The 25731-nt window shown below is 57.1% G+C and carries 25 protein-coding genes; 11 read left to right on the forward strand and 14 right to left on the reverse strand.

Translation table 11 applies throughout. The annotated features are described in order from the left end of the window. Positions 1 to 55 precede the first annotated feature (55 nt). Positions 56 to 2746, reverse strand: coding sequence for an aconitate hydratase AcnA (gene acnA, locus AC2FLA_RS12145; RefSeq protein ID WP_496722478.1), 2691 nt, complete (start codon positions 2744 to 2746; stop codon positions 56 to 58). A 231-nt stretch (positions 2747 to 2977) separates the two neighbouring features. Here acnA and AC2FLA_RS12150 point away from each other — a divergent pair, with 231 nt between their 5' ends. Then, positions 2978 to 3679, forward strand: a complete 702-nt coding sequence (locus AC2FLA_RS12150) for a DUF1223 domain-containing protein (RefSeq protein ID WP_496722480.1) — start codon at positions 2978 to 2980, stop codon at positions 3677 to 3679. Here AC2FLA_RS12150 and AC2FLA_RS12155 read toward each other — a convergent pair whose 3' ends face one another. The 4 genes from AC2FLA_RS12155 to purB form a co-directional block, all read right to left on the reverse strand. Further along, positions 3680 to 4603: a lysophospholipid acyltransferase family protein gene (locus AC2FLA_RS12155; RefSeq protein WP_496722482.1), complete on the reverse strand. Its 924-nt coding sequence runs from the start codon at positions 4601 to 4603 to the stop codon at positions 3680 to 3682. A 115-nt stretch (positions 4604 to 4718) separates the two neighbouring features. Continuing rightward, on the reverse strand, positions 4719 to 5810 hold the full coding sequence (locus AC2FLA_RS12160; RefSeq protein ID WP_496722484.1) for a flagellar motor switch protein FliG: 1092 nt from the start codon (positions 5808 to 5810) through the stop codon (positions 4719 to 4721). Positions 5811 to 5878: 68 nt separating this feature from the next. After that, positions 5879 to 6418 (reverse strand): tetratricopeptide repeat protein, encoded by a 540-nt coding sequence (locus AC2FLA_RS12165; protein ID WP_058274031.1) that lies wholly within the window; start codon positions 6416 to 6418, stop codon positions 5879 to 5881. A gap of 379 nt (positions 6419 to 6797) precedes the next feature. Next, the gene (gene purB / locus AC2FLA_RS12170; RefSeq protein ID WP_496722486.1) at positions 6798 to 8102 is read right to left on the reverse strand and encodes an adenylosuccinate lyase; all 1305 of its coding nucleotides are present in this window, start codon (positions 8100 to 8102) and stop codon (positions 6798 to 6800) included. 89 nt (positions 8103 to 8191) lie between these two features. Between purB and AC2FLA_RS12175 the strand changes: the two genes are divergently transcribed. The 5 genes from AC2FLA_RS12175 (at position 8192) to AC2FLA_RS12195 (ending at position 10658) form a co-directional block, all read left to right on the forward strand. Beyond that, on the forward strand, positions 8192 to 8524 hold the full coding sequence (locus AC2FLA_RS12175) for a hypothetical protein (RefSeq protein WP_496722488.1): 333 nt from the start codon (positions 8192 to 8194) through the stop codon (positions 8522 to 8524). Next, positions 8521 to 8943 carry a DUF6314 family protein gene (locus AC2FLA_RS12180; RefSeq protein ID WP_496722490.1) on the forward strand — a complete coding sequence of 141 codons (423 nt, stop codon included), beginning with the start codon at positions 8521 to 8523 and terminating at the stop codon, positions 8941 to 8943. Before AC2FLA_RS12175 ends, AC2FLA_RS12180 begins: the two co-directional genes overlap by 4 nt. Before the next feature lie 68 nt (positions 8944 to 9011). Then, positions 9012 to 9599: a biotin transporter BioY gene (locus tag AC2FLA_RS12185; RefSeq protein ID WP_282120434.1), complete on the forward strand. Its 588-nt coding sequence runs from the start codon at positions 9012 to 9014 to the stop codon at positions 9597 to 9599. Between the two features lie 140 nt (positions 9600 to 9739). Further along, positions 9740 to 10297, forward strand: a complete 558-nt coding sequence (locus tag AC2FLA_RS12190) for a hypothetical protein (RefSeq protein ID WP_496722492.1) — start codon at positions 9740 to 9742, stop codon at positions 10295 to 10297. 10 nt (positions 10298 to 10307) lie between these two features. Beyond that, positions 10308 to 10658, forward strand: a complete 351-nt coding sequence (locus AC2FLA_RS12195) for a hypothetical protein (protein ID WP_496722494.1) — start codon at positions 10308 to 10310, stop codon at positions 10656 to 10658. A 9-nt stretch (positions 10659 to 10667) separates the two neighbouring features. Here AC2FLA_RS12195 and AC2FLA_RS12200 read toward each other — a convergent pair whose 3' ends face one another. Then, on the reverse strand, positions 10668 to 11882 hold the full coding sequence (locus tag AC2FLA_RS12200; protein WP_108860328.1) for a bifunctional alpha/beta hydrolase/OsmC family protein: 1215 nt from the start codon (positions 11880 to 11882) through the stop codon (positions 10668 to 10670). A gap of 241 nt (positions 11883 to 12123) precedes the next feature. Here AC2FLA_RS12200 and AC2FLA_RS12205 point away from each other — a divergent pair, with 241 nt between their 5' ends. Further along, a complete protein-coding gene (locus AC2FLA_RS12205; protein ID WP_496722496.1) occupies positions 12124 to 12339 on the forward strand; it encodes a hypothetical protein in 216 nt (71 codons plus the stop codon). On the opposite strand, the gene dddP is transcribed toward AC2FLA_RS12205, so the two are convergent. Continuing rightward, positions 12323 to 13666, reverse strand: coding sequence for a dimethylsulfonioproprionate lyase DddP (dddP, locus tag AC2FLA_RS12210; protein ID WP_496722498.1), 1344 nt, complete (start codon positions 13664 to 13666; stop codon positions 12323 to 12325). The genes AC2FLA_RS12205 and dddP overlap by 17 nt on opposite strands. A gap of 123 nt (positions 13667 to 13789) precedes the next feature. On the opposite strand from dddP, the gene AC2FLA_RS12215 reads away from it, so the two are divergent. Continuing rightward, positions 13790 to 14533 carry a heme-dependent oxidative N-demethylase family protein gene (locus AC2FLA_RS12215; RefSeq protein WP_496722500.1) on the forward strand — a complete coding sequence of 248 codons (744 nt, stop codon included), beginning with the start codon at positions 13790 to 13792 and terminating at the stop codon, positions 14531 to 14533. 36 nt (positions 14534 to 14569) lie between these two features. Here AC2FLA_RS12215 and AC2FLA_RS12220 read toward each other — a convergent pair whose 3' ends face one another. From AC2FLA_RS12220 to AC2FLA_RS12240, 5 genes are all read right to left on the reverse strand, one after another. After that, positions 14570 to 15481, reverse strand: a complete 912-nt coding sequence (locus AC2FLA_RS12220) for a hypothetical protein (protein WP_496722502.1) — start codon at positions 15479 to 15481, stop codon at positions 14570 to 14572. A 199-nt stretch (positions 15482 to 15680) separates the two neighbouring features. Continuing rightward, positions 15681 to 16469 (reverse strand): lytic murein transglycosylase, encoded by a 789-nt coding sequence (locus AC2FLA_RS12225; RefSeq protein WP_496722504.1) that lies wholly within the window; start codon positions 16467 to 16469, stop codon positions 15681 to 15683. Positions 16470 to 16535: 66 nt separating this feature from the next. Next, positions 16536 to 17180 (reverse strand): MSMEG_1061 family FMN-dependent PPOX-type flavoprotein, encoded by a 645-nt coding sequence (locus AC2FLA_RS12230; RefSeq protein WP_496722506.1) that lies wholly within the window; start codon positions 17178 to 17180, stop codon positions 16536 to 16538. 101 nt (positions 17181 to 17281) lie between these two features. Beyond that, entirely contained in the window at positions 17282 to 18688 is a 1407-nt protein-coding gene (gene glnA / locus AC2FLA_RS12235; RefSeq protein ID WP_058277498.1) for a type I glutamate--ammonia ligase, read from the reverse strand. Between the two features lie 33 nt (positions 18689 to 18721). Continuing rightward, positions 18722 to 19060 carry a P-II family nitrogen regulator gene (locus AC2FLA_RS12240; RefSeq protein WP_058274017.1) on the reverse strand — a complete coding sequence of 113 codons (339 nt, stop codon included), beginning with the start codon at positions 19058 to 19060 and terminating at the stop codon, positions 18722 to 18724. 169 nt (positions 19061 to 19229) lie between these two features. Between AC2FLA_RS12240 and AC2FLA_RS12245 the strand changes: the two genes are divergently transcribed. From AC2FLA_RS12245 to tig, 3 genes are all read left to right on the forward strand, one after another. Beyond that, positions 19230 to 20966 (forward strand): NAD(P)H-hydrate dehydratase, encoded by a 1737-nt coding sequence (locus AC2FLA_RS12245; RefSeq protein WP_496722508.1) that lies wholly within the window; start codon positions 19230 to 19232, stop codon positions 20964 to 20966. Positions 20967 to 21267: 301 nt separating this feature from the next. Then, the gene (locus tag AC2FLA_RS12250) at positions 21268 to 22392 is read left to right on the forward strand and encodes a porin (protein WP_496722510.1); all 1125 of its coding nucleotides are present in this window, start codon (positions 21268 to 21270) and stop codon (positions 22390 to 22392) included. A gap of 184 nt (positions 22393 to 22576) precedes the next feature. Further along, the gene (gene tig / locus AC2FLA_RS12255) at positions 22577 to 23908 is read left to right on the forward strand and encodes a trigger factor (RefSeq protein WP_282151585.1); all 1332 of its coding nucleotides are present in this window, start codon (positions 22577 to 22579) and stop codon (positions 23906 to 23908) included. 96 nt (positions 23909 to 24004) lie between these two features. Here tig and AC2FLA_RS12260 read toward each other — a convergent pair whose 3' ends face one another. Further along, positions 24005 to 24856 (reverse strand): acyl-homoserine-lactone synthase, encoded by an 852-nt coding sequence (locus AC2FLA_RS12260; RefSeq protein WP_496722512.1) that lies wholly within the window; start codon positions 24854 to 24856, stop codon positions 24005 to 24007. Between the two features lie 97 nt (positions 24857 to 24953). After that, entirely contained in the window at positions 24954 to 25655 is a 702-nt protein-coding gene (locus AC2FLA_RS12265) for a LuxR family transcriptional regulator (protein WP_058274014.1), read from the reverse strand. Positions 25656 to 25731 lie beyond the last annotated feature (76 nt).

Raw genomic sequence — 25731 nt, forward strand, 5'->3', positions numbered from 1 at the left:
GTTACGCTGGCACCCAAGAAAAAGCCCCGGCGCATTGGCCGGGGCTTTGTTGCTTTTAAGCGTCCTTGGCAAGGTTCCGCAGCACATATTGCAGCACGCCGCCGTTTTCGATGTATTCGATCTCGGGCGCGGTATCGATCCGGCATTTCAGCGTGATTGTTTTCTCGGTTCCGTCGCCGAAAATGATGGTGCAGGGCACCTCTTGCAGCGGCTCGACCGAATCCAAGCCGTGGATTGATACGGTTTCTTCGCCTGTCAGGCCCAATGTCTTGCGGGTGTCGCCGCCGGTGAACTCGAACGGGATTACGCCCATTCCAACCAAGTTGGACCTGTGGATACGCTCAAAGCTTTCGGCGATCACGGCTTTGACGCCCAGCAAGGCCGTGCCCTTGGCAGCCCAGTCCCGGGATGAGCCGGCGCCGTATTGCTCGCCACCAAAGACGACCAGCGGAAGGCCTAGTTCCTGGTAGGCCATCGAAGCGTCGTAGATCGAAGCCTGTTCGCCGTCAGGACCTTTGGTATAGCCGCCTTCGACGCCGTCCAGCATCTCATTCTTGATGCGGATGTTGGCGAATGTGCCACGCATCATGACCTCGTGATTGCCGCGGCGGGAACCGTAGGAGTTGAACTCGCGTGGCTGCACCTGACGTTCGATCAGGTACTGACCGGCAGGTGAAGTGCTTGCAAAAGAACCTGCGGGTGAGATGTGGTCGGTCGTGACCATGTCCCCAAGAATCGCCAACACCTTGGCCCCTTCGATATTTGAGATCGTGCCCGGCTCGGTACCCATTCCCTGAAAATAGGGAGGGTTCTGGATATAGGTCGAAGTCGGCGGCCAGTCATAGGTTTCCTGTTGCGGAACCTCGACGCTTTGCCATTTCTCATCGCCTTTGAAGACATCCGCATATTTCGACTGGAACGCTTCGCGTGTGACAGTTTCCTGCACCAGCTCGGCAATTTCGCTTTGGGTCGGCCAGATGTCCTTCATGAAGACGTCATTGCCGTCCTTGTCCCGCCCAATCGGCTCGGATGTCAGGTCGATATCCATGGTGCCAGCCAACGCATAGACTACAACCAGCGGCGGCGAGGCCAGATAATTTGCACGCACGTCCGGCGAAATCCGGCCTTCAAAGTTGCGGTTGCCCGAAAGAACTGAAGTTGCGACCAGATCGCCTTCGGCAATCGCTTCGCTGATCTCCCTCTGGATCGGGCCAGAGTTGCCGATGCATGTGGTGCAGCCATAACCAACCAGGTTGAACCCGATGGCATCCAGATGTTGCTGCAGGCCAGCCGCCTCAAGGTATTCTGACACAACCTGCGAACCGGGGGCCAGCGAGGTTTTGACCCAAGGCTGCCGGTTCAGGCCCAGCTCATGCGCCTTTTTCGCGACCAGACCGGCGCCAATCATCACGTAAGGGTTCGAGGTGTTGGTGCAGGAAGTAATCGAAGCGATCACGACCTTGCCCGATTCCATGCCGTAGTTTTCGCCCTTGACCACGACCTGCTTGCCCATCGGGCGCTTAAAGGTTTCGGACATTTCCTTGGTAAATGCCGCCTTGGCGTCGGTCAGCGCAACATAGTCCTGCGGGCGTTTCGGGCCGGAGATAGCGGGAACGATCGTGCCCATGTCCAGCGTCAGAGTGTCAGTGTAGATGGGCGCGTAGTTCTCATCACGCCAAAGGCCGTTTTCCTTGGCATAAGCTTCGACCAGTGCCAGGCGATCCTCATCCCGGCCGGTGTTACGCATATAGCGCAGGGTCTCACCATCGATCGGGAAGAAACCGCAGGTCGCGCCATACTCGGGGGCCATGTTGGCAATCGTCGCGCGGTCTGCCAGCGGCAGACGGTCCAGACCTTCGCCGTAGAACTCGACGAATTTGCCCACCACGCCTTTCGCGCGCAGCATCTCGACGACTTTCAGAACAAGGTCAGTGCCAGTGGTGCCTTCGAGCATCGCGCCGGTCAGCTCAAAACCTACAACCTCGGGGATCAGCATCGAGATCGGCTGCCCCAGCATCGCGGCCTCGGCCTCAATCCCGCCAACACCCCAGCCCAGAACGGCCATACCGTTGACCATCGTGGTGTGGCTGTCGGTACCAACCAGCGTGTCGGGGTAGGCAACCTCGTCGCCGTTCTGGTCGGTGTCGGTCCAGACGGTCTGGGCCAGATATTCCAGGTTCACCTGATGGCAGATGCCGGTTCCGGGGGGAACAACACGGAAGTTGTTAAAGGCCGACTGCCCCCATTTCAGGAACTGGTAACGCTCCATGTTGCGTTCATATTCGCGATCCACGTTCATCTGGAACGCACGCGGGTTGCCGAACTCATCGATCATAACCGAGTGGTCGATGACCAGATCAACCGGGTTCAGCGGGTTGATCTTCTGCGCATCGCCGCCCAGCCCTTTGATGCCATCGCGCATCGCGGCCAGGTCAACAACAGCCGGAACGCCGGTAAAGTCCTGCATCAACACGCGGGCGGGGCGATACGCAATCTCGCGCGGGTTCTTGCCGCCATTACGTGCCCATTCGCCAAAGGCTTTGATATCGTCGACCGCGACGGAAAAGCCGTCATCCTCAAACCGCAGCATGTTTTCCAGAACCACTTTGAGCGCGGCGGGAAGCTTGGAAAAATCACCCAGACCAGCCTCTTGGGCGGCAGGGATCGAGTAATATGAAATGGATTTGCCATTCACGCTAAGGTTGCGGCGTGTTTTGGCAGTATCTTGTCCGACTTTGATGGGCATCTGTGGCCTCCCTCTGAAATGACTTAGATCCCGGGATTCGCTAATAGTTATCTGCATCACCAAAGTCTTTGGTTCAAGGACCAAGGTGGTGAGCTTGTTGAGTTATGTATACTATTGCACACAAAATTTAAGGGTAACGATGGTCGCATGTCTCAAGAAACGTTGATTGGAGGTTGAACGGGCTTGCGTTTAAACCGGTCGGTACATCCAGCCAAAGGCCCGAGACCCGTAATGTTCAGATCCATTCGCGCAACAGCGTTAGTTTCCTTGTTTCTCTCTACAGCAGCCCTGGCCGAGGGCGATCCGGTTGTGGTTGAGTTGTTCACATCTCAGGGCTGTTCGTCCTGTCCGCCTGCCGACCGGATCATGCATGATTTGGCCAAACGCGACGATGTGATCGGCCTGGCACTGCATGTGGATTACTGGGACTACATCGGGTGGAAGGACGAATATGCCGACCCGGATCACACTCTGCGCCAGCGCACTTATGCGCGAGAAGGGGGACGGTCGATGATCTATACGCCTCAGATGGTGGTGAATGGGCAGCAGGATGTTGTCGGAGCGCAATCGCGGGAACTGGATCGCTTGATCAATGCGCATCTCAAGGCCGCCCCGCAAGCGTCCGTGACGGCCGTGCGCTCGGGCGATGATGTATCGGTGGATGTGACGCCGGTCGAATTGCCGGCCGGAGAAACCTATGACATCCGGGTCATCCAGTATTCACCGATGCGCCATGCCTCGATCCGACGCGGAGAGTTGGCTGGCCACGATCTGGACTATGCCAATGTTGTCGAGGCCTGGTATATGGCAGGTCAATGGGACGGCGTCGCGCCTCAGGCGTTTTCGGTAACCGTCGACGCAGGTTTTCCGGCAGTTGTGCTGGTGCAAAGGGCAGGGCACGGCCCGATCGTGGCGGCCGCGCGGGTCAAATAATCAGGGCATGTCCTCGGGTTGCACGCCCAAACCGTTCCAGGCTTTCCAGCGCCGGTGGATCCAAAACCACTGACCCATATGCTGTCTCACCATGGCCTCAAGATCGTCATTGGTGAACTGGGTCATGGTCTTCGGATCTGTATGCGGCACCGGGTCGTGTAGCACGATTTCAAAGTCCACGCCGTTAGGTTGCCGCACCGCATAGCATGGGATCAGGACGGCGTTGTATTTCATTGCCAGTTCTGCATTCAGGACTGAGGTCACGGCGGGCTTGCCAAAGAATGTCAGCTCTTCACCGCCATGGGCGTGCAGATCGGATACGATCGCGATGATCCCACTTTTCTTGAGCGAACGCACCATCTCGACCATTCCGCGACGGCCTTGCTCGAACATCGGCGAGCCGGTCTTATGGAACGCCTCGACATACATGTCGTTGAAATAAGGGTTCGCCATGCGGCGATAGAGGCATCCAATCGGTTGACCGCTGCGTTCCTGCAGGGCGATGCGCGCTGCCAGATAGTGACCAAAATGCGCGGTAATCATCATGATGGGCCGCCCTTCGGCGACGGCAGAGTCAAATGCGGCAACACCCGAGCCGCTTACCTTTGCCGTGCGCTGACGTTCGGTGAACCCTTCCGGCGAAAAATGCTCCATAATCGCGCGACCGGCATTGTCCGGAACGGCGCTGCAAATTCTGTTGACCTCGGCCTCTGACAGGTCAGGGCGGGTCAATTTCAAGTTGCTGCGCACGCGTTTGGTAAAGCCGATCAACGGTGAAAGCCCACGTGCGATTGCGCCCATGGTGGCCAGACGTGTTTCATAGGGCAACAACCTCAAGGTCCCGATGACGCCCTTCATGAACAATCCAGTGATGTAGTATTTTCTAAGCTCTGTGCGGCTTAGTTCCGACTTTTCGACGGGCATGAATAGGTCTCACCGGCTGTTGCGATTTGCCGGGCAAGACATACAAGGCGGAAACCGCAACCACAAGCGTTGCAAAACAAAGCCATGTTTTGACTTGCCGGATCGGACTTGCCCGTCACTCTTCGCTATCCTCTTCGATCAACGCTATTGCGCCTTCGTCGACCAGTGTTCGAATTGAGCCGATGACAAGTGTCATCGCTTCTTCGGCTTCTGCCAGCTTCACCTTGCCGCGTTCGGTGATTTCCTCGCGCAGGTTATCCGCCATACGTGTCGACATGTTGGATAGCAGGAACTCGACCGCGGCTTTGTCATTCTCGGCCGTGGCGCCAGCCAAGGCGGTGACGAGATCAGCCTGATCCAATCCACGCAGAATCGCAGGCACGTCCCTGGGCAGGATGCGGGCCGGGATATGGGCGAAGGTGAATATTGATTGGCGCACCAAAGCTGCAAAGTCGGTGTCTTCTTCATCCAGGGCCGTCAAAAGCCCGTCGCGCGTCGCTGCGGCTGATTGGTTCAGAATCGCACCGACCCGCGCTCCGGGGCCATCCGAAAAGGCCGTGGCCGGGCGTCGATCAAGTTGCGCCGCCAGCGACCAGCCAATCCGTTCAACCGCCTCGGGTGTGATGTTGGCCGTTTTGGACACGGCATAGGTGATGCGCCGCGCGACCGGGCCGGGCAGGTGACCCAGAAGTTGCGCGGCATTCGCAGTTTCCAGCTTGGACAACATGACCGCTGCAATTTCAGTGCTTTCGGCCAGAGCGATGGTGGCCAAATCTACTGTCGGGATTTCGCGCAGCCGTTGCCACGGATCGCCGATCTGGCGCACCCCGGCTTCCTTCCGCAACCTGGCCGCTGTTGCCGGCGTAATCTTGTCGCTGACCGCATCCAGAGCACCGGCCAGCCCATGCGGAAAGGACAGGCCGACACTGTCCAGAGCTTCGGCAAACTCTTGTGCGACGGATGCCAGCGTGATGCGATCCACAAGGCCCATCTGACCCAGCTGGTGCGTCAGCTTTTCCTGCAAATCGTCGGGAAGCTCTTCCAGGGGGATATCTGCGCCCTCATTCAACAAAAGACGCACCACGACGGCGGCTTTTTGTCGGCTGCTCAGCGCCTTGGGGACGACGCGGGGCGCGTCGTTCTGGGCGTCGGCTGTGGGTGTTGATGTCCCCGGTGCCAGTTGAACCAAAGAGTTTGTGTCCTGCATCTGCCTGTGGTGCCAAGTTTCTGTTCCACAGGCAGATTACGGAGAGTCGGGTAAAGAAAGGCTGAAGTTTAGTAGTTGTAAGTCAGCCCGGTGCGGATCGCCTCGCGCAAGGATGCCTCGGCCCAGGTGCCTTCACCGCCGCGCGCCTTGATCTCGCGCCACTGTGCGATGGCAAGATCGGTTTTGCCCTCGGTGACAAAGCCCTGACCCATGTAGCTGCGCGCCAGTATGTTGTCGGGATTCGCCTCAATGGCGTTCGAATAGAAGGCATTCGCCAGATCAAGCTCACCCATTTTGCGGTAGGTGAAACCCCAGTAGGTCAACACGCGATCATCATCCTGATCCATGATGCGCAGGATGTCTTGAGCATTTTCGAACTGTCCGTCATAGGCCAGTTCGCGCACGGCGTCATACAGCTCTTCTTCAGTAAAGTTGGTCTTGTCCGGCTTCACGCACCGTCCGGCGTCTTTGTCATAGACGCGACCGAAGAAACACTTCTTGGTCGTGTTGGTCGGTTTTGGCGGGCTGCTGTCACCGCCAGCGGCGATCGCGACCGGCGCGAATGCAAAGGCCTGAAGGGCGATGGCTGAAGCGAGTACTAGGCGCATTTTCCTACTCCGTTGTCTGGGCTACTTACAGAAAGCATAGTGCGTTTCTCTCAAAAGCTAACAACCGAAGGCTCGCGTTTATTCACGAATAAGGAATTTTTTTCTCAGCTATTCACAATTTTGGCGCAGGTTTGGGCTTCTGAATCCCAATACGTGCCCGGCGCGCAGGACTGGGTTTGCTTGGAATGGCCACTACAAGCTAAGGCAACGGAGGCTGAACAACTAAGGGCCACAGCGCAAATCAAAGTGCGGATCATCGTGTTTCTCCTGTCCGGACATACACTGGCATCATAGCCTGTTTTGGCCTGTCTGGCAAAAGAGCAGGGCCCGGATCGCGTCACGCGAACCGGGCCCTGCGAAGCATTTGATCAATCGCGGGTTATTCGCCGAACACGCGGGCGAAAATCGTATCAACGTGTTTGGTGTGATAGCCGAGATCGAATTTCTCTTCGATTTCTTCCGGACTCAGCGCGGCGGTGACGTCCGCGTCTGCCAGCAGTTCTTCTTTAAAATCGGTGCGGTGTTCCCAGACTTTCAGCGCGTTGCGCTGAACCATGGCATAAGCATCTTCGCGGCTGACACCTGCTTGTGTCAGCGCCAGCAGAACCCTCTGGCTCATCACAAGACCGGGGAACTTGTTCATGTTTTCGATCATGTTCTCGGGGAAGATCAGCATCTTGTCGATCACGCCTGTCAGTCGCGCCAGTGCAAAATCCAACGTGATCGTGGCATCCGGCCCGATCATGCGTTCGACCGAGGAATGCGAGATATCGCGTTCGTGCCAGAGCGCCACGTTTTCCATCGCCGGGATCACTGCCGCGCGTACCATGCGGGCCAACCCGGTCAGGTTCTCGGTCAGCACGGGGTTTTTCTTGTGTGGCATGGCTGAGGAGCCTTTCTGACCCATCGAGAAGAACTCGGCCCCCTCCAGCACCTCGGTGCGCTGCATGTGGCGGATTTCTACGGCGACGTTCTCGATGCTGCTGGCGATAACCCCCAGCGTGGCAAAGAACGCAGCATGACGGTCGCGCGGGATGACCTGAGTGCTAATCGGCTCGGGCACCAGACCCAGCTGGTCGCAGACATGCTCTTCCACACGCGGGTCAACATTGGCGAAGGTGCCGACCGCACCGCTGATCGCGCCAGTGGCGATTTCAGCGCGGGCGTCGCGCATGCGGGACAGGTTGCGGTCCATCTCGGCGTAAAAACGCGCGAAAGTCAGGCCCATGGTGGTTGGCTCTGCGTGGATACCGTGGCTGCGACCGATACGGACGGTATCCTTGTGTTCAATCGCGCGGCGTTTCAGGGCAGCCAGCAGACCTTCTAGATCTGCGATCAGCAGGTCGGCGGCGCGGGTCAGTTGCACGTTGAAACATGTGTCGAGTACGTCCGAGCTGGTCATGCCCTGGTGGACAAAACGCGCCTCTTCACTGCCGACATGTTCGGACAAATGGGTCAGGAAGGCGATGACGTCGTGCTTGGTAACCGCTTCGATTTCGTCGATGCGCGCCACGTCGAATTCCACATCCTTGGCCTTCCAGACGGCCTCAGCATTCTCGCGTGGGATCACACCCAGATCCGCCATGGCGTCGCAGGCATGGGCCTCGATCTCGTACCAGATGCGGAACTTGGATTCGGGCGACCAGATGGCGACCATATCGGGGCGGGAATAGCGTGGAATCATTGGCAGCGGCACCTTATTGTGATTTGGCAGGAGGCGTTGCGGCGGGGTTTAAACCCGCGCAGACAAAGGAACAAGGCGCGAGTGCGAATATGAGACGGTTTGCCCTGATTTTGGCCCTATGGCCCGGTTTTCTGGCGGCTGAGGAGTTCAGAACGCTGACGGGGGATGAAATTCTGTCTGCATTGACTGGAAAGAAGCTCGATTACGGGGAAGGTATCTGGCAGACCTTCGATGACACGATGCTGACACAGTATTTTTCGGGCGGACCCAGCGCCGGGCGGTGGGCGGTGCGCGAGGATCGTTATTGCTCGGTCTGGCCGCCTTCGGATTTTTGGGCCTGCTATGAGGTCCAACAAAGCGGCAAAGTGATCCGGTTCGTGGATGATAACGGTGCCACGACCGACGGGGCACTCGCCGAATGAGTCTGCCGCGCAATCTGTCGGATTTCAAAGGCCAGTGGAGCCTGACCCGGACCATTCTGGACGCGCAGGCGGGGCAGGTGCTGCAGGCCGATGGTCACGCGGTCCTGAGCCCGAACGAGGACGGTTTGATATACGACGAAGAAGTCACTCTGCGTGTGCCGGGGCAAGCCGAGATGAAAGGCACGCGCAGGTACCTGTGGCACGCGGCGGGTGAGGCGATTGCCATAAATTTTGACGACGGCCGCTATTTTCACCGGCTGGCCTTGGGCCAGGCACATGCGTCTGACCACCACGATTGCCCGCCCGACAGCTATGATGCTGTCTACGATTTTTCGGCCTGGCCAGTCTGGTCAGTGCGCTGGATCGTCTCGGGACCCAGAAAATCTTATGAAATGAGCACCGAATATCGGTTAAGATAGCGTAATCATGTTGCAGTCAAAGCTCTAAGCGGGCATTTCTGCAGTTGAAAATAGGTGGAGACATAAGAATGAATGCGAATGTACTGGCCAATGCGATTGGCCCGCGCGAAGGCACCGCGCTGCGCGTCAAGCAAGTTGTGCTGGTGGCACTAGGTATTCTTGCGCTGGCAATAGCTGCCAAGATCAAGGTTCCAATGTGGCCTGTCCCGATCACTATGGGCACCTTTGCCGTGCTGACAATCGGCACCGCCTATGGCACGCGTCTGGGTCTGGTCACCATGCTGGGTTACCTGCTGATCGGCGCGCTGGGCTTCGACGTGTTCGCGGGCTCTTCGGCCGAAAAATTCGGTCTGACCTACATGATGGGCGGCACCGGCGGCTATCTGGTTGGCTACCTTCTGGCAACCGTTCTGCTGGGCGCACTGGCCGCGCGCGGCTGGGACCGTTCGTTCGGCAAGATGGCGTTGGCTCTGGTTCTGGCAAATGTCGTGATCTATGTGCCCGGCCTGCTGTGGCTGGGTCAGCTTTTTGGGTGGGATCAGCCGATCCTGCAGTGGGGTCTGACACCCTTCTTGGTGGGCGACGCGATCAAGCTGGTGCTGGCTGCACTGCTGATCCCTGGCCTGTGGAAACTGGTGGGCGACGCACGCTCGTAATTGCCAACCAATCCAAATCTGACGAAGCCGCGCCCGGAGATATCCCGGCGCGGTTTTTTGTACCCGCAGATCGGGATGCTGGACAAAAGGGGCCACTACAGGCCAATCTGCACTTAATGAAATCATCAGGTTATTGAGATATGCGTATTCAATTAGCTTCGGCACTCGCTGTTTGCGCCTCGCTTTTGCTGAGCGGCGGGACGGCATCCGCCGACACTCCGGTCACTTATACGGACAACGGGCGTGCGCTGTTCGGCTTTTCCGTTCCCGACTATTGGGCGCTGCGCACCGGTGGCCCGCGCGAAATTGAAGATACTGAGCTGGGCGATGCACGTGCCGTGGCCCGGGTCATGGGGATGCGGCCAGTCACGGACGATAATGTCTGGATGGGCTTTGTGTCGCCGGCTGGAGTGGCCTCGATCGAGGGCGGTCTTCGGTATCTTGAGGATATCGACAGGTTTCTGGTCAAATATCCGACAGTGTCCGAGACAACCACGACGCGCATTGGCGGGTTGCCCGCGCGTGTCATTCGCGGGACCGGCAGTCGCGAAGGGCGCGGTGTGAACTTTACTGTTTCCGTGATTGACTTGCCGAAGGGGCGCGTGGCCATCGCAGTTGCGATCCTGCGCGACGGCGCCGATCCAGCTTATGTGGACGATCTGAACGCCGTGTTCGCGTCGTTCCGGTCCCTGCAGTGAGGAGGCGCACATGACCCGCAAACTGATCAAACGCGCAGCCCTTGCCCTTGGATTGGGCGTTGCAAGCCTGACACTATCGGCCTGTGACGGAGTAACCGTCGGAGTAGGTTACGGCTATGACCCGTTCTACGACTCGATGCTGTGGAATGACTATTATCACGACGTAGACGTGGATATTGACATCGACCGGCCGGATCGTCCCAGACCGCCGGATGGTCGCCCACCGGCGCGTCCCGTTCCGCCAATCGCCAAGCCACCGAACAGACCACCGGTGTCGCGACCGCCGAACAGGCCACGGCCACCGGTCGCACGACCCCCGGCGGCCCGGCCACCCATTCACCGCCCCGCAGGGCGGCGCTGAACCTGCAGGTCAGTCCAGCAACTCAGTTGTGATCTGGGCTGACCCTTCCAAAGTTCTGTGGACCGGGCATTTGTCCGCGATTTCCAGCAATCGCGCGCGTTGCTCGGCCGTCAGCGGACCTTCAAGGCGGATCTTGCGGCGGAACTGATCGACTTTTCCTTCGTTGGCCAGCCCCGCGTCCTGCGCATGCACCTTGTTGTGGCACACATCGACTGAAACGGTTTTCAGCGGCCACCGCTTGCGCCGCGCATACATGCGGATGGTCATCGATGTGCAAGCCCCAAGGCCAGACGACACGAATCCATAGGGAGACATGCCTCGGTCGGTGCCGCCGTATGAGGCGGGCTCGTCCGCAACAGCGTGGTGGCGTGGGCCGGACTGAATGTCCTGCAGGAACCCTTCCGGATCAGCTTCGGTCACGCGAACAACACCTTCGGGTGCGCCAGGTGGTGGGGCAGGCGGGCAGAGCTTGACGTAGCGCGTAACCCACGCGGTGATCACGTCCGCCGCGTATTCCGCGTCGGATGCGCGGGTAATCAGGTGATCGGCATCGTCGAGGGTCACAAAGCTCTTGGGATGCTTGGCGGCCAGGAAGATTGTGCTGGCATTGTCAATGCTTACGGTCTCGTCTCGAGGCGCATGCAAGATCAGCAAAGCGGCCTTCAGGTCTGCGATTGCCGGTATCAGGGCCGCTTCGGAAATATCATCCACAAAGGCCTTGCCAATGCGGAAAGGACGTCCGCCCAACATCACGTCCGCCGATCCAGCCTGCGTGATCTCAGGCAGCGCATCTTCGAAGTGATGCGCCACATGGCCGGGATCTGCGGGTGCACCCAGAGTGACCACAGCTTTGACACTAGGAATGCCAGCACGGGCGCGCAACACAGCGGCACCACCCAGCGAATGGCCGATGAGCAATGCCGGAGCCATGTTGCGGCCAGCCAGATAATGCGAGGCTGCGATCAGGTCTTCGACATTGGAGGTGAAGGTTGTGTTGGCAAACTCCCCGCCGGAATGACCCAGCCCGGTGAAATCAAATCGTAGAACGGCGATGCCCATCGCCGCCAGTCGGGCCGCAATCCTGCGCGCGGCAGGGATGTCTTTGGAACAGGTGAAACAATGCGCAAATAGCGCCGTGGCCAGGACCGGCCCGTCCGGCAAATCCAGGCGCGCGGCCAATTGGTTGCCGTCGTGACCGGCAAAGGTAATGCGTTCGGTGGGCATGACAGTTCCTTGTTCGTCGGGATGACCAATAGTGTGTGCTTCCTACTGGCCGCTCAACCCCATTGTAAGAAGCGTCACGGGAAGGTGAGTGAAGCGAACAGATTGAGCGCAGTCCTTTGTCCGCCCTGTGAACCTAAAGCATCAAATTTCGTGAAGTATATTCTAAAATATATTCGTTTTACTAATTTATGTCACCACCCCATCTTACGACCATCGCAAACGTGCAGCCCAGGAGGTTCAAATGGCACATACTGCAATGGATCCAAGGGGCGTAGTTCTACGCCCGGATATACTGGCCGTGATTGCCCTGACCGGCGTGGTCGGATTTGCGCTTGGTCAAACTCTGCCGCCGGTGGCATCTACTGAGGCGCAGGTGGTTAATCCCGTGTCCGAAGACTGGCACGGAAACGTAAGGCGGTCGCATTGGTCGAACAGAAACGTCAGCTCAGTCCCATGAGCTGCGGATCAAATGGATAGGTGGTCAGGTTCTCATAGCCGTCTTCGGTGATCAGAACCTGATCCTCCAGCTTGATCGAGAAATCTCCGCCAACCTCTCCAACGGCAGCCTCGACACACAGGACCATGCCGGGTTCGAGCGCGTAGTCGTAAGAGCCTGCCACTGCCTTGTCCGGATAAGCAACCAGTGGCCACTCATCGCACAAGCCGACGCCGTGCATCAGGCAGCCGTATTTCTGCGCCAGAAACTTGTCGTCCAACTTGTGAGCATTGGCCGTCAGCTCCGGGATCATCACGCCGGGCTTCAGCATCTCCATATTGGTCATGATGTGTTCGTGCGCGTGCTGCATGGCATAGACCATGTCGGGCCGGGGTTTTTCGTCGCCTATCCACCATGTGCGCGAGATGTCGATGCAGATGCCGTAGGATCCGATCAGGTCGGTATCAAAGGCGATGATCTCATTCTGTTGGGTGATCCGGGGACCGCATTCCTGAAACCAAGGATTGGTGCGCTGACCCGAAGCCAGCAGGCGGGTTTCGATCCATTCGCCGCCGCGCCTGATGTTTTCTGCGTGCAGAACCGCCCAAATGTCGTCTTCCGAGGTTTTGCCGTCACCCACATTTGCGCGCGCGAATTTCTCCATTTCCGCCACAGCGGATTCGCAGGCATGGTTGGCGCAGCGCATGGCCAGGATTTCGTCAGGGCCTTTGATGGCGCGGGTCTTTTCCGTAGCTTCCTCGCCTTCCATGATCTCGAAGCCCTGCGCCTCAAGTGCGCGCAGGCCGTGCAGCATGATCTTGTCCACGCCGAGGCGCTTGTTGCCGCCACCATGTTCGTCGATCAGAACGCGCACTTCGTTTGAGAACACGTCCGCGGCCACGTCGACTTTGTCACCGCGGTCAAAGTAGAACAGATCAGCTCCGGATCGCTGTTCGCGCACCAGCGGGTTGAACGTGGAAAGGAACGGAGAGTTTTTATAGTCCCAAATCACCATGTAGCCGTCGGCGCACAGCAAGACGGCGCGGAACGGGTTATGCGTGTTCCACAACTGCATGTTGGTGCTGTCAGTGGCGTAACGAATGTTCAGCGGATCGAACATCAACAGACCACCATAGCCGCGATCGACAATGGCTTGCGTCAACCGTTTCCACCGGTGTTCGCGCATCCGGGCCAGATCGGGCAGGGCAAGGCCGGCCTTTTCCCATTCTGAAAACGCAAGCTGCGTCGGGCCGATCTCGATCCGGTCGTTTTCATTCGGGGTGCCATCACCAAGGGTCGCACCTTTGGTCGGGTCGATCTTGCGGCTGTCGCGGTAGTGTCGGTTCATGGTGGGTCTCCCTGCCTGTTCTTTGAGCGTGAAGAATCAATCTCCCGACGTCTTGAAGGTTTGCGACTGTGCGTTCGTCGCTTTTTGACCGACAAGCGGAAATTCTGATGATACGTCAAATTCATGACGACCATTCTTCAGACTTCAATTCCGTATGACCCGCTGGACAAGCGCCCCATGCCGGGCATTCAGCCGGCAAGCATGAACAACTGGCTGCACCGCGATGATGCGTTCGCCGCCCAGATGCAAAGACGCGAGGACCTGTTGGTCAGTCATCGTTCGGATGTTCTGGCGATGGATGCAGACGCCAAACCCGCTGCGCAGGAGTTGTTGGATCTTGTCCTGAACCAAGCCTATCCCGCGTGTACAGATCACGTCGCTCGCCCGGACGGGACAGGTGTATCGATCGATCAGGATCAGCCATTGGACACGCTGTGCCGATTGGTGCAGGAAGATTTCTGCATCCTGCAAAAGCAGGGGGATGAACATGTTCTGACCGGAGCTATCCTGTGTTTTCCTGCCAGTTGGCGTTTATCCGAGAAATTCATGCGGCCTCTGATCGACATCCATCTGCCTGTTGACAGCTACAACGCCGACATCGCCCGGCGGGTTCAGCGGTTGTTTGACGGGATACATCCGGGACGCCCTCTGTGGCGGTTCAATGCGCTGTGGTATGAGGACGCCGAGCTGCATCAACCCCGCAGTGCAAACGACCGACGGGCCCTGCAGAAGCCAGGACACGCGCGGTTCATGCGAAGTGAGCGGCAGACGCTGTTGCGACTGCCTGAGACACAGGCCGTGGTTTTCTCGATCCATACATATGTGCTGGCGGCAGAGCAGGTGCCCAAAATGGAAAACCCCGCCTGACGGCGGGGCCTCCAAGGAGGGTCATTTCATACCAGGCTACATGCCCAGCGCGCTGGCAGCGCCCGCAAGTGCCCCGCTTGTGCTGAGAGCGGAGATCGCGACCGAATATACCAGCACCTGAGTGTTCAGGCGGAAGTCTTCGCCCCTTATCAGGTTCACAGCGGCCAAAGAGGCCGCAATCGGGACGGACACGCTTGCCACGGCACCCGTCAATCCCCAACTGGTCAGTCGGAGGATATCGCTGGGTTGCTCGTGGACGAGGGGGGGCGTGTCGTTCCGATCGGTAGGCTGCTCGATAGGTTCTGTCCGAAAAGCGATGCTGAGCAACTGCTCATCCGACAGCTGGATTGGCCGGGCTACTGGGGTCAGCGCCTTTTTTTCTGGCTTATCCAGGTCTTCTGCGTCAGTAATATTCAGTCCGGCAAACGGGCCTGTCACTGCCTCGAAAATCTGTTTTCTGTCACGCGGCCTGCTTGGGGCCAGCGTGTCAAATGCGCTCATGAATTGTTCGATGGTCAGAACGGTATTGGGCGACAGCCATTCGACCCGCTGGGTCGCGCAGACGTCAACCATTCTGTAAAGGATCACGACCAGCATCAGCTCGGACACTTCGCTGTCATCCAATAGGGGGGAAACCGGGGTCACAGTGATCGTCAGCCGGTTATTCGGCAGGGTGACGACGGGTCTCTGGATTGTCTTCAGACCTGCGGCGCGGTTGAGGCGCTCGAACCGGTCTTCGGTTTCGGCGACCTTAGTATCCAGCGTCAGGCGCACCAGATACTGACTGGACACAATGCTGGCTTCGGTGTCGTTCTGCAGAGACTTACGCTCGACCAGGTGACCATAGTCCGCAAGGGTCTTGGCAACGATGTCGCTGAACCGCTCGACCGCGTTTTCGGTCTTACCGTTGAATTGTAGACCACCGTGATAGCTGTGCTTCGGAGTCACTGCGCTGTCCTTTGTCGCATCCTGGGTTTGGAAACAATCTAGCAAGCGATCTGGGGTAGATTTGGGCAAAAATGGAAAAAAATGAGAAATCGCGCGGATTGATTACGCTATGGAAACCTAGGCATTTTAAGGGCCTTTTGACGTCTGTGGCGACAATGTGGCCGAAATCGGGTGTAAAGGCCGGAATCCCAAGCCGGCGTCAGCTATCGATTCGGGCGGCCATAATTGCAATGGACTGTTGGTAAACCGAGGCGGCATTCCACTGTTGAATGACAGCAAAGTTTGGCTGTCCCTGTTGATATCCCCGACCGGGTTTCCAGCCCTTCTTACGCAGAAAATTGGCGGTTGAGGCCAATGCATCGGTCATATTGTAAAAGTCGACCTGACCGTCGCCGGTGGCATCAACCCCGTATTGCATGGCATTGCCCGGCAGGAACTGGGTGTGCCCAAGTTCGCCATGTTTTGCCCCTTTTGTCGCTGTCGTAATGCTGCCTTGATCGACCAGCTTCAGCGCCCCGATCGAGTGAGGAATGAAAAATTCGGACCTGCGGCAATCATAGGCCAGTGTTGTGATTGCGGAAACAACCTGACTGTCCCCCATGAAGTTTCCGAAACCGGTTTCCATGCCGTGAATGGCGATCAACACCCCGGCCGGTACGCCGTATTGACGTTCGAGCGCCGCATAGAATTGTGGGTTGCGCGCTTTGCGTTTGCGCCCTTGCGCCACGATGGTGTCTGCCCCGCGTACGCGCATGAACTTGTCTAACGAGTATTTAAAGCTCTTTTGATTGCGGTCCGCCGCAATGGTTCGCGTGGCGTATTGGGATTGGGCTAGTGCCTGCAATCCTTTCTTTTTGACACCCGCACGTTTCGCATGTTTGGCAAAGTCCTTTTTCCATGCTTCGAAGCCGCTACTGGTATTTCCGCAAGGAGCGGCGGCTGCAACTGTGGGAAGGGACAGGGCAAGTATAAGGGCAAATCGCAGCATCAGTGAAATCCAGGCAAGTGAAATGTTATGGATAGGGTACGTGGCATTCCCCAATCCGAAAAGACGTTAGTACAGATCCAACTCTCCGGTACCTTTCAGGCTTTCAAACCACTCTTCAGGCGTTTTGTCCATCTTGGCGTGTTTGACCATCATCGCGTTCATATTGGGCAGGTCCGAGGAATCCGGCCATTTCTCTGGCTGCCACAGGTTCGCGCGGATCACACATTTAGGGCAGTGTGCGAAAACGGTTTCGACATGGATGACCAAGGCCAGCTTGGGCGGGCGGTTGTTTATTGCCATGCTGTTCAGCAAGTCGCGATCTTTGCATATGCGTGCAGTGCCACGAAGGCGCAGCGTTTCCATCTTGCCCGGCACGAAGAATATCAGGCTGACACGTGGGTCCAGCAAAATATTGTGGAACGTATCCACGCGCTTGTTGCCGGGTCGATCAGGGATTGCGATCAACGTGTCGGATAACACATTTACGAACCCTTCTGGATCACCTCGGGGCGAGATGTCCAGATGGCCACCTGGATTGGCTGACGCGATCAGGCAGAACGTAGATTTGGCAATAAAGTTGCGGCACATGCGATCCAGCCCGGACAGCTCTTTAGCTATGATCTGGGGCAGGGGTGCGCCGGTTATGCGCTCCAGTTCATCGCTCGAAGTCACGAAGTCTGTGAATAGAGAAAAGGGGGCGTCTGATGACATGCGATCTCTCCTAACCGGGGTGGGGCGAGTGTGAGAGATCGTACCAAACGAAACAAGGGCGCCCGAGTGGACGCCCTTGTATTTTCAAACCGCAAATCGGATCAGCAGCTGTAGTACATGCCGTATTCAACCGGGTGCGGGGTGTGCTCGTAGGTTTCGACTTCTTCCATCTTCAGTGCGATGTAGCCGTCGATCTGGTCCTTGGTGAACACGTCACCCTGCAGCAGGAAGTCGTGATCCGATGCCAGAGCTTCCAGAGCTTCGCGCAAGCTGCCGCAGACGGTCGGGATATCGGCCAGTTCTTCGGCAGGCAGATCGTACAGGTTCTTGTCCATGGCTTCGCCCGGATCGATCTTGTTCTTGATGCCGTCCAGACCAGCCATCAGCAGAGCGGCAAATGCCAGGTAGGGGTTCGCCGCTGGATCGGGAAAGCGAGCCTCGACGCGCTTGGCTTTCGGGCTTTCGGTCCAAGGAATACGGACGCAACCCGAACGGTTACGGGCCGAATAGGCGCGCAGAACTGGGGCCTCAAAGCCAGGGATCAGACGCTTGTAGCTGTTGGTCGCCGGGTTGGTGAAGGCGTTCAGCGTTTTGGCGTGCTTCAGGATGCCGCCGATGAAGTACAGTGCTTCATCCGACAGATCGGCGTATTTGTCGCCTGCGAACAGTGGCTTGCCGTCTTTCCAGATCGACATGTTCACGTGCATGCCGGTGCCGTTGTCACCTGCGATCGGCTTCGGCATGAACGTGGCCGATTTGCCGTAGGCGTGTGCAACGTTGTGGATGATGTATTTGTACTTCTGCAGCTCGTCCGCCTGTTTGGTCAGGCTGTCGAAGATCAGACCCAGCTCGTGCTGACAGGAAGCAACCTCGTGGTGGTGCTTGTCGACCTTCATGCCCAGACGCTTCATGGTCGAAAGCATTTCCGAACGCAGATCCTGTGCTTCGTCGATCGGGTTCACCGGGAAGTAGCCGCCCTTGACGCCGGGACGATGGCCCATGTTGCCCATCTCGTATTCAGTGTCAGTGTTCCACGATGCGTCAGTCGCATCAACTTCGTAAGATACCTTGTTGATGCTGTTGGAGAAACGGACGTCGTCAAACAGGAAGAATTCGGCCTCGGGGCCCATATAGGCGACGTCGCCGATGCCCGATGCTTTCAGGTAGGCTTCGGCTTTCTGGGCGGTACCGCGCGGGTCACGCTCATAGGCTTCGCCGGTGTCGGGCTCAACAACCGAGCAGTGCACGCAGATCGTCTTTTCCGCGTAGAACGGATCGACATAGGCGCTGTTGGTGTCGACCATCAGTTTCATGTCGGATGCTTCGATCGATTTCCAGCCCGCGATGGACGAACCGTCGAACATGAAGCCTTCTTCCAGGAAGTCCTCGTCAACTTGGTCGGCCATCAGCGTGACGTGCTGAAGCTTGCCGCGGGGATCAGTGAAGCGAACGTCGACGTACTCGGCGTCCTCGTCTTTGATCAGCTGAAGAACTGCGTCCTTGCTCATAACTTAATATTCCTCTGCTTTGAGTTTGTTCTGTTACAGCGCTTCCGGGCCGGTTTCCCCGGTCCGGATGCGAATGGCTTGTTCAACGGGCGAGACAAAGATCTTGCCGTCGCCGATCTTGTCGGTCTTTGCTGCCGCGACGATAGCGTCGATGGCTGCGTCAACCTGATCATCGTCCAGCACAACTTCGACCTTCACCTTGGGCAGGAAATCGACGACGTATTCCGCGCCGCGATACAATTCAGTGTGGCCCTTCTGACGGCCAAAGCCCTTAACCTCGATCACGCTGAGACCCTGGACGCCGACATCCTGCAGCGCCTCTTTAACCTCATCGAGTTTGAACGGCTTGATGATCGCTTCGATCTTCTTCATTCCGGGCTCCTGTTAACTCTTGTCAGTTTGGCACTGACCACGTCTAAATTCGGGCGGCAATGTGATTGCGATACCGGCCCGAGCCGGGCGCTGAGAAAATGGGCGTCGGGTCAATTTTTGATCAACTTGCACAAAAAGTAAGCGAAACTGAATCGCCAGAGGATTTGAGATGACGGAATTGCTGACAGCGGCGCAGATGCGAGCAATTGAAACAGCGGCGATTGAGTCCGGTCAGGTGACCGGTCTGGAACTGATGGAGCGCGCCGGTCGCGGGGTTGTCGAGGCGATTTTTGAGGAATGGCCGGAGTTGGCGAAAACTTCGGGGCGTGCTGTGGTTTTGTGTGGCCCCGGCAACAATGGCGGTGATGGGTTTGTCGTCGCGCGCCTGTTGAAAGAGTGGGGCTGGGAAGTCGAGGTTTTTCTGTATGGGGACGCCGACAAGCTGCCAGCAGATGCGCAAATGAACTATGATCGGTGGCAGGAGTTGGGGGAGGTTGTTCCGCTGACTGAAAAGGACATGCGCAAGAGTGGTTTTGCCGATCTTTACGTTGACGCTCTGTTTGGGACGGGACTGAAACGCGGCTTGGACGGTGAACTGTTCAAGGTCGTTCGGCATCTTTCTGGTATGGATGGGGACGATTACACCGACCGCCTAGTCAGCATAGATGCCCCATCCGGCTTGTGTTTGGACAGCGGGCGGGTGTTGCATCAAGAGCCATTGAACCTATGGCCTCGCGAATTTCTGGACGGTGTGCCCGCAGAGATGCGAAACAAGGTTGCTACTGCGGGCGGCGCGCGCGCTTTGCATGACCGTTTTGCTTGGTTGACAGTGTGTTTCGACAGCCCAAAGCCTGGGCATTTTCTGGCGCAAGGGCCGGATTTGTGTGGCAAGCTTGCTGTGAAAGACATCGGTATTTCCAAGCAGCGTTGCCGCTTTAACGGTGAACCATATGACGATGCGTTCACGTTAGGACCAAAGCCTTTTCGCGGCGCGAACCGACCTGCTTTTCTAACCCTTGCCGAGGCACCTGGCCGCGTGAAGGACGAGCGAACATGGGGTGGTTTGCCGCTCTATCGCTTGCCCAAATTCAAACAGCAACACAAGTATTCCCATGGCCACGCCTTCATCCTATCGGGCGGTTCGGGCAGGACCGGCGCGGCGCGATTGACAGCGCGCGGTGCTTTGCGGATTGGGGCCGGGTTGGTGACATTGGGGGTTCCGCCGGCGGCGCAGACAGAGGTTGCGGCACAGGTTACGGCCATCATGTTGCAACGGGTTGAGGGTGGCGACGGTTTGTCCGATGCTCTCAGCGATGAGCGGTTGAATGCGCTTTGTCTTGGCCCTAGTCTGGGATTGGAGCGTGCGCGGGATCTGGTGTCGGTTGCTCTGGCGGCAAATCGGGCGACGGTTTTGGATGCCGACGCTTTGACCGCGTTTGCAGACGACCCTGCGGCTCTGTTTGACCAATTGCACGATAATTGCGTTCTCACACCGCATGGTGGAGAGTTCGCACGGCTGTTCCCTGACATATCTGAAAAGCTCAAGGCGGTTCCAACCAAAGGCCCGGCCTATTCCAAGGTCGACGCAACGCGTGAGGCGGCCAAGCGGGCAGGGTGCGTCGTTCTGTTCAAGGGGTCGGACACGGTGATTGCCGCGCCGGATGGGCGCTGCGCGATCAATTCGGCCCATTATGAGCGTTCGGCACCGTGGTTGGCGACGGCTGGCTCTGGCGATGTGCTCGCCGGGTTTATCACCGGGTTGTTGGCGCGTGGGTTCGCCCCGATGCTGGCTGCGGAAACGGCGGCCTGGATGCATGTGGAATGTGCGCGCCATTTCGGCCCCGGGTTGATTGCCGAGGATCTGCCCGAGCAACTACCCGCGGTCTTTCGGCATCTGGCCAAATGACGCATGGGCGGAAATTGGCCGCTTTTTTCAGCGTTCGGCAAGAAATGGCCGCACGTATACGCATCAGTGCATGTCATTCCTTTTGAAAGACTACGGACAGAGTGGCAGACTTGTACCTAGATTTTCCTACCAACGAACTTCTGGTGGCCAAATCTTTGATATGATTAAAATTTACTTTCTGCCGATTTGAGCCGTAAGGCAGAAATCCTAAACGCGACTAACTCGGTTCCTTGCGGAGTGGGCTGCCACATCGGTTTTTCTTTTGATGGTTCCCACAAACGAAACGTTCAAGGTGAATAAAATGACAGTGAATTTGAAACTCCCATCGGTTGCCGCTGTTCTGGCGATGACCACGGCGATCCCTGCCGCCGCTGAATTGAAGTACGAAAATAACAGCGGCGGTTATGTGGTGCTGTACGGTCAGCTCGATCCGGTGATCGTATCGGTCGATGACGGCCAGGAGACCGAGACCCGGTTGCTGGACAATGACCTGTCCAACAGCCGCGTAGGTTTGCGCGTCATGCAACCCTATGGCAGCAATGAGTTCATGTTCCGGTTTGAAACCGGTCTGGGTCTGCCAAGTACCGGGACAGCCAACCAGGATGGTACCAACACCAACGGTTGGAGCCGGGAAGATATCCGCCACGTCGATTTCTCACTCAAGGGTGGATACGGCAAGTTCTCTGCCGGTCAGGGCAGTATGGCCTCGGACGGAGCTGCCGAGACTGACTTGTCCTACGTCGGGACGGTTCTGTATTCATTCACAAATGATGAAAACGGCGCGTTTTTCTACCGGGGAGCAGACGGTATCCTGAGCGGCATCACCGTTGGCGACTCGGCCAGCAACTTTGATGGCGCGCGCCGGGGCAGGGTGCGGTATGACACACCCGATTTCAACGGCTTCTCAGCGGCGATTGCTTATGGTCAGAACATCCTGTCCAGCAGCGACGACGACGATTATTACGATCTCGCGGTCAAGTACCGGAACACCTTCACCAACGGTGTCGAGTTCTCAGCGACCATTGCCTACGCAGTAAGGGATTTCGACGGCCAACCCGGCGAACGCAAAGATACCATTGGGTCCGCGTCGGTCCTGTTGCCCAGCGGGTTCAGCTTTACTGCAGCCCTCGGCACGCGGGACGATACCTCTACCGGCGCCAGCGACCCGGACTATTGGTACACTAAACTTGCTTATGAAGGGGATTGGGTGTCCTGGGGTAAAACCGGCGTTGGTATCGACTATTTCGACGGTTCCGATTTCGAAAATCAGGGGTCCAGCACCAAGTCCTGGGGTATTGCCGTTGTTCAGCGGATCGATGCGATCAACACAGACGCCTACCTGAAATACCGCAACCATGATTTCGACGACACGGTCGACTTTGACAAGAACGAAGCCTGGGTACTGGGTGCGCTCTGGAAGTTCTGATGACGTTTCCCCGTAAACTTACGGCGCCCCGGTCTAACTGGGGCGTTTTTTTTGTTCAAATCGGCGGCAAAACAAGGCTGATCTGGCCATTGCCTCTTGCACGTAAGCGGCTGGGCAAATAGAAGGCGTCAAATTTGCCCGGCGCGCCGTTTTGCGCGCCCCGAATCCTATGGGGACTACCATAATGCAGGTTACCGAGACGCTGAACGAAGGTCTGAAACGCGGCTACAATATCATCGTATCCGCGGCCGAGCTGGACGACAAAGTTAACGAGAAACTGGTCGAAGCGCAGCCGGAAGTCGAAATGAAGGGTTTCCGCAAAGGCAAAGTGCCGATGGCACTGCTGAAAAAGCAGTTCGGTCAGCGCCTGTTGGGCGAAGCGATGCAGGAAAGCATCGATGGTGCAATGAACCAGCATTTTGAAGACAGCGGCGAGCGTCCTGCACTTCAGCCCGAGGTCAAAATGACCAACGAAGACTGGAAAGAAGGCGACGACGTCGAGGTCGCAATGTCCTATGAGGCACTGCCTGCGATCCCCGAAGTTGACCTGAAATCGGTCGAGCTGGAAAAGCTGGTTGTCAAAGCGGACGATGCAGCCATCGAAGAAGCGCTGAACAGCCTGGCCGAAACCGCGCAGGACTTCAAAGCGCGCCGCAAGGGTTCTAAAGCCAAGGACGGCGATCAGGTTGTGATCGACTTTGTTGGCAAGGTTGACGGCGAAGAATTCGAAGGCGGTTCGGCTGAAGACTATCCGCTGGTTCTGGGTTCCAACAGCTTCATCCCCGGCTTTGAAGAGCAGCTGGTTGGCGTGAAGGCCGAAGAAGTCAAAGACGTCAACGTTTCCTTCCCCGAGGAATACGGCGCAGAGCATCTGGCCGGCAAAGACGCCGTATTCACCTGCACCATCAAAGAGGTGAAAGAACCCGTTGCTGCAGAAGTAAACGACGAGCTGGCGACCAAGTTCGGCGCAGAAGATCTGGCCGCGCTGAAAGGTCAAATCGCCGAGCGTCTGGAAGCGGAATATTCCGGTGCATCGCGCGCGGTCATGAAGCGTGGCCTGCTGGACGCGCTGGACGAGAAGGTCTCGTTCGATCTGCCTCCGTCGCTGGTTGAAGCCGAAGCCAAGCAGATCGCACATCAGCTGTGGCACGAGGAAAACCCGGAAGTGGAAGGCCACGACCACGCCGAGATCGAGCCCACAGATGAGCACAACAAGCTGGCCGAACGCCGCGTGCGTCTGGGCCTGCTGTTGGCTGAACTGGGCCAGAAGGCCGAGGTTGAGGTCACCGATTCCGAGATGACCCAGGCGATCATGAACCAGGCACGTCAGTACCCGGGTCAGGAACGTCAGTTCTTTGAGTTCGTGCAGCAGAATGCTCAGATGCAGCAACAGCTACGCGCGCCGATCTTCGAAGACAAAGTCATCGACTATGTTTTTGAACTGGCTCAGGTCGCGGACAAAGAAGTCAGCAAAGACGATCTGCAGAAAGCCGTTGAGGCACTGGACGAGGAGTAATCCTCGTCCGCCCATCCCCATGGGCGTAAAAAAATACGGAGCCGTCTGAAAAAAGACGGCTCCGCTTGGGTGGCTTTAACTTATGAGGTGAGGGGGTCAGGCCTCATGAGCAAAAGCACGGGGGGTTCTTAACAGAGCGGTCTTCTGCTCTGGCGTAAAGCGGTCTGAAAGCGCCTCGATCAGCTTCAGTACTGACTCGACTTCGGCTTTCGATGTTGCCGAACTCATCTGTTCGACAAAGTACTTTTCCAACTGAGTCAGCGGCTGGTGGTCGTAGTTTGCGGCACCTTGCTTGGCATTTGTGCCCTCAAACAGCTCCAGCGCCTGTTCTTCGGTCAGGAAGACATCGTGTTCAATGCCTGCATAGTCCCGAACACCCGAGATCCGTTCATCCGAACAGTCCATAAGGGCGGCCATGGCCACAACCTTGCCCATTGGCTTGGCAGTTCCAAGATAATCGTAAGGCGCGTTGCCGGATCTTTGCAGGACGCGGTTCATCACAGGGTCAATCACGGCAATCGAGTCCAATACGCCGGCCATCTTGGCGTATTCGAACGAGCCGATCATGATCTCGCTGGTGACATAGGATACCGAGTTTTCCCCACGTCCCCGACCAAGCTTTTTGGTGTCGACGCAAAACCGGGTTGCTTCCCAGACTTGCGCGCTGCGGATCGGCGGTTCGCCGTCCAGGATTGAATGAAAAACGTCGGACAGCATGTGTGGCCCGGTCGTTTGCAGTAGTCTCATGCACCCGACAACGTCCCCCTCGTCGTCGATGCTAACTACATGTGCTGGATGAAGGTCGTCAAAATGGTCGCGTTCGCGCCCTTCAACGATATTTACATCCCAACCAAGGCGATCGCCGAAAACGCGCGCGCGCAGTTTGTACATCTCGTCCAAGACATGCTTAAACTTATTCTGGTTGATACCATCAATTACGATGATCATTTCCATCCCCCTACAGTCTGGTTACCGTAAGGATGACGTTAACTAAGATTTGAGCTAAGACTATTGGGGGTTTCCCGTATTTTTTGATCTTTTTTGATTATCCTGGGGCAATTAGGCCCAATCCAATAGCTCTTCCAATGGCTTGCGGTGTTGTCAACGCACCCATTTTTTCACGGCCAGACCGCATGTGAACTTCGACGGTTCGGTGTGAAATTGACAGGATATCGCCGATGTCCTGCTGTGATTTTCCATCCGCAACCCACTGCAGGATCTCTTTCTCTCGCGTCGAAAGGGCTGGTAAATACAGCGCTTTGGCCAGCAGGCCAGACTGCATCACGGTATCATGCGCTGTAACTGCGGCCATCTGCAGGTCCCCCATCACATGTTTCTTCAGCTTTGCCCACTCGGAATCCGAGCAATTTCGGGTCACATTCAGCAGGCCACATTCCCCGTACGGGCCACGTACCGGAACGGTTAAACCACGGGAAGTAATGCCAAAATCATGCGCATCCCGAAAAACCGAATGGAATTTTTCGTCGTGATTAAATCTGCCCCAGTCCACCGGAGCAATGCTGAGCGCAGATTGATACAAGGTCGGGTCGAAATGGTGGAAGCCTTGGCTGCCATAATGAATCTTCCATTCGTCCGGGTAGTTGGCGTATCCCTGAACGTCACCCTTTACAGGGTTAAAAGTGGCATAAGACGCGTAATCGAAACCCAATTCATCGCAGACAGCATTAATTATGTCGGCTGCCGACTTTTCCTCGTGGTCGATCGCGGCCAAGTCTATAAGTTTCACCTGTCCAACCTTTGCGGCGGCAAATCTTTCCCCAAAGACATGCCAAATCTGTCCATTTCACCGAATACGTTGCGTC

The organism is Ruegeria sp. CDSA033, assembly GCF_059612305.1.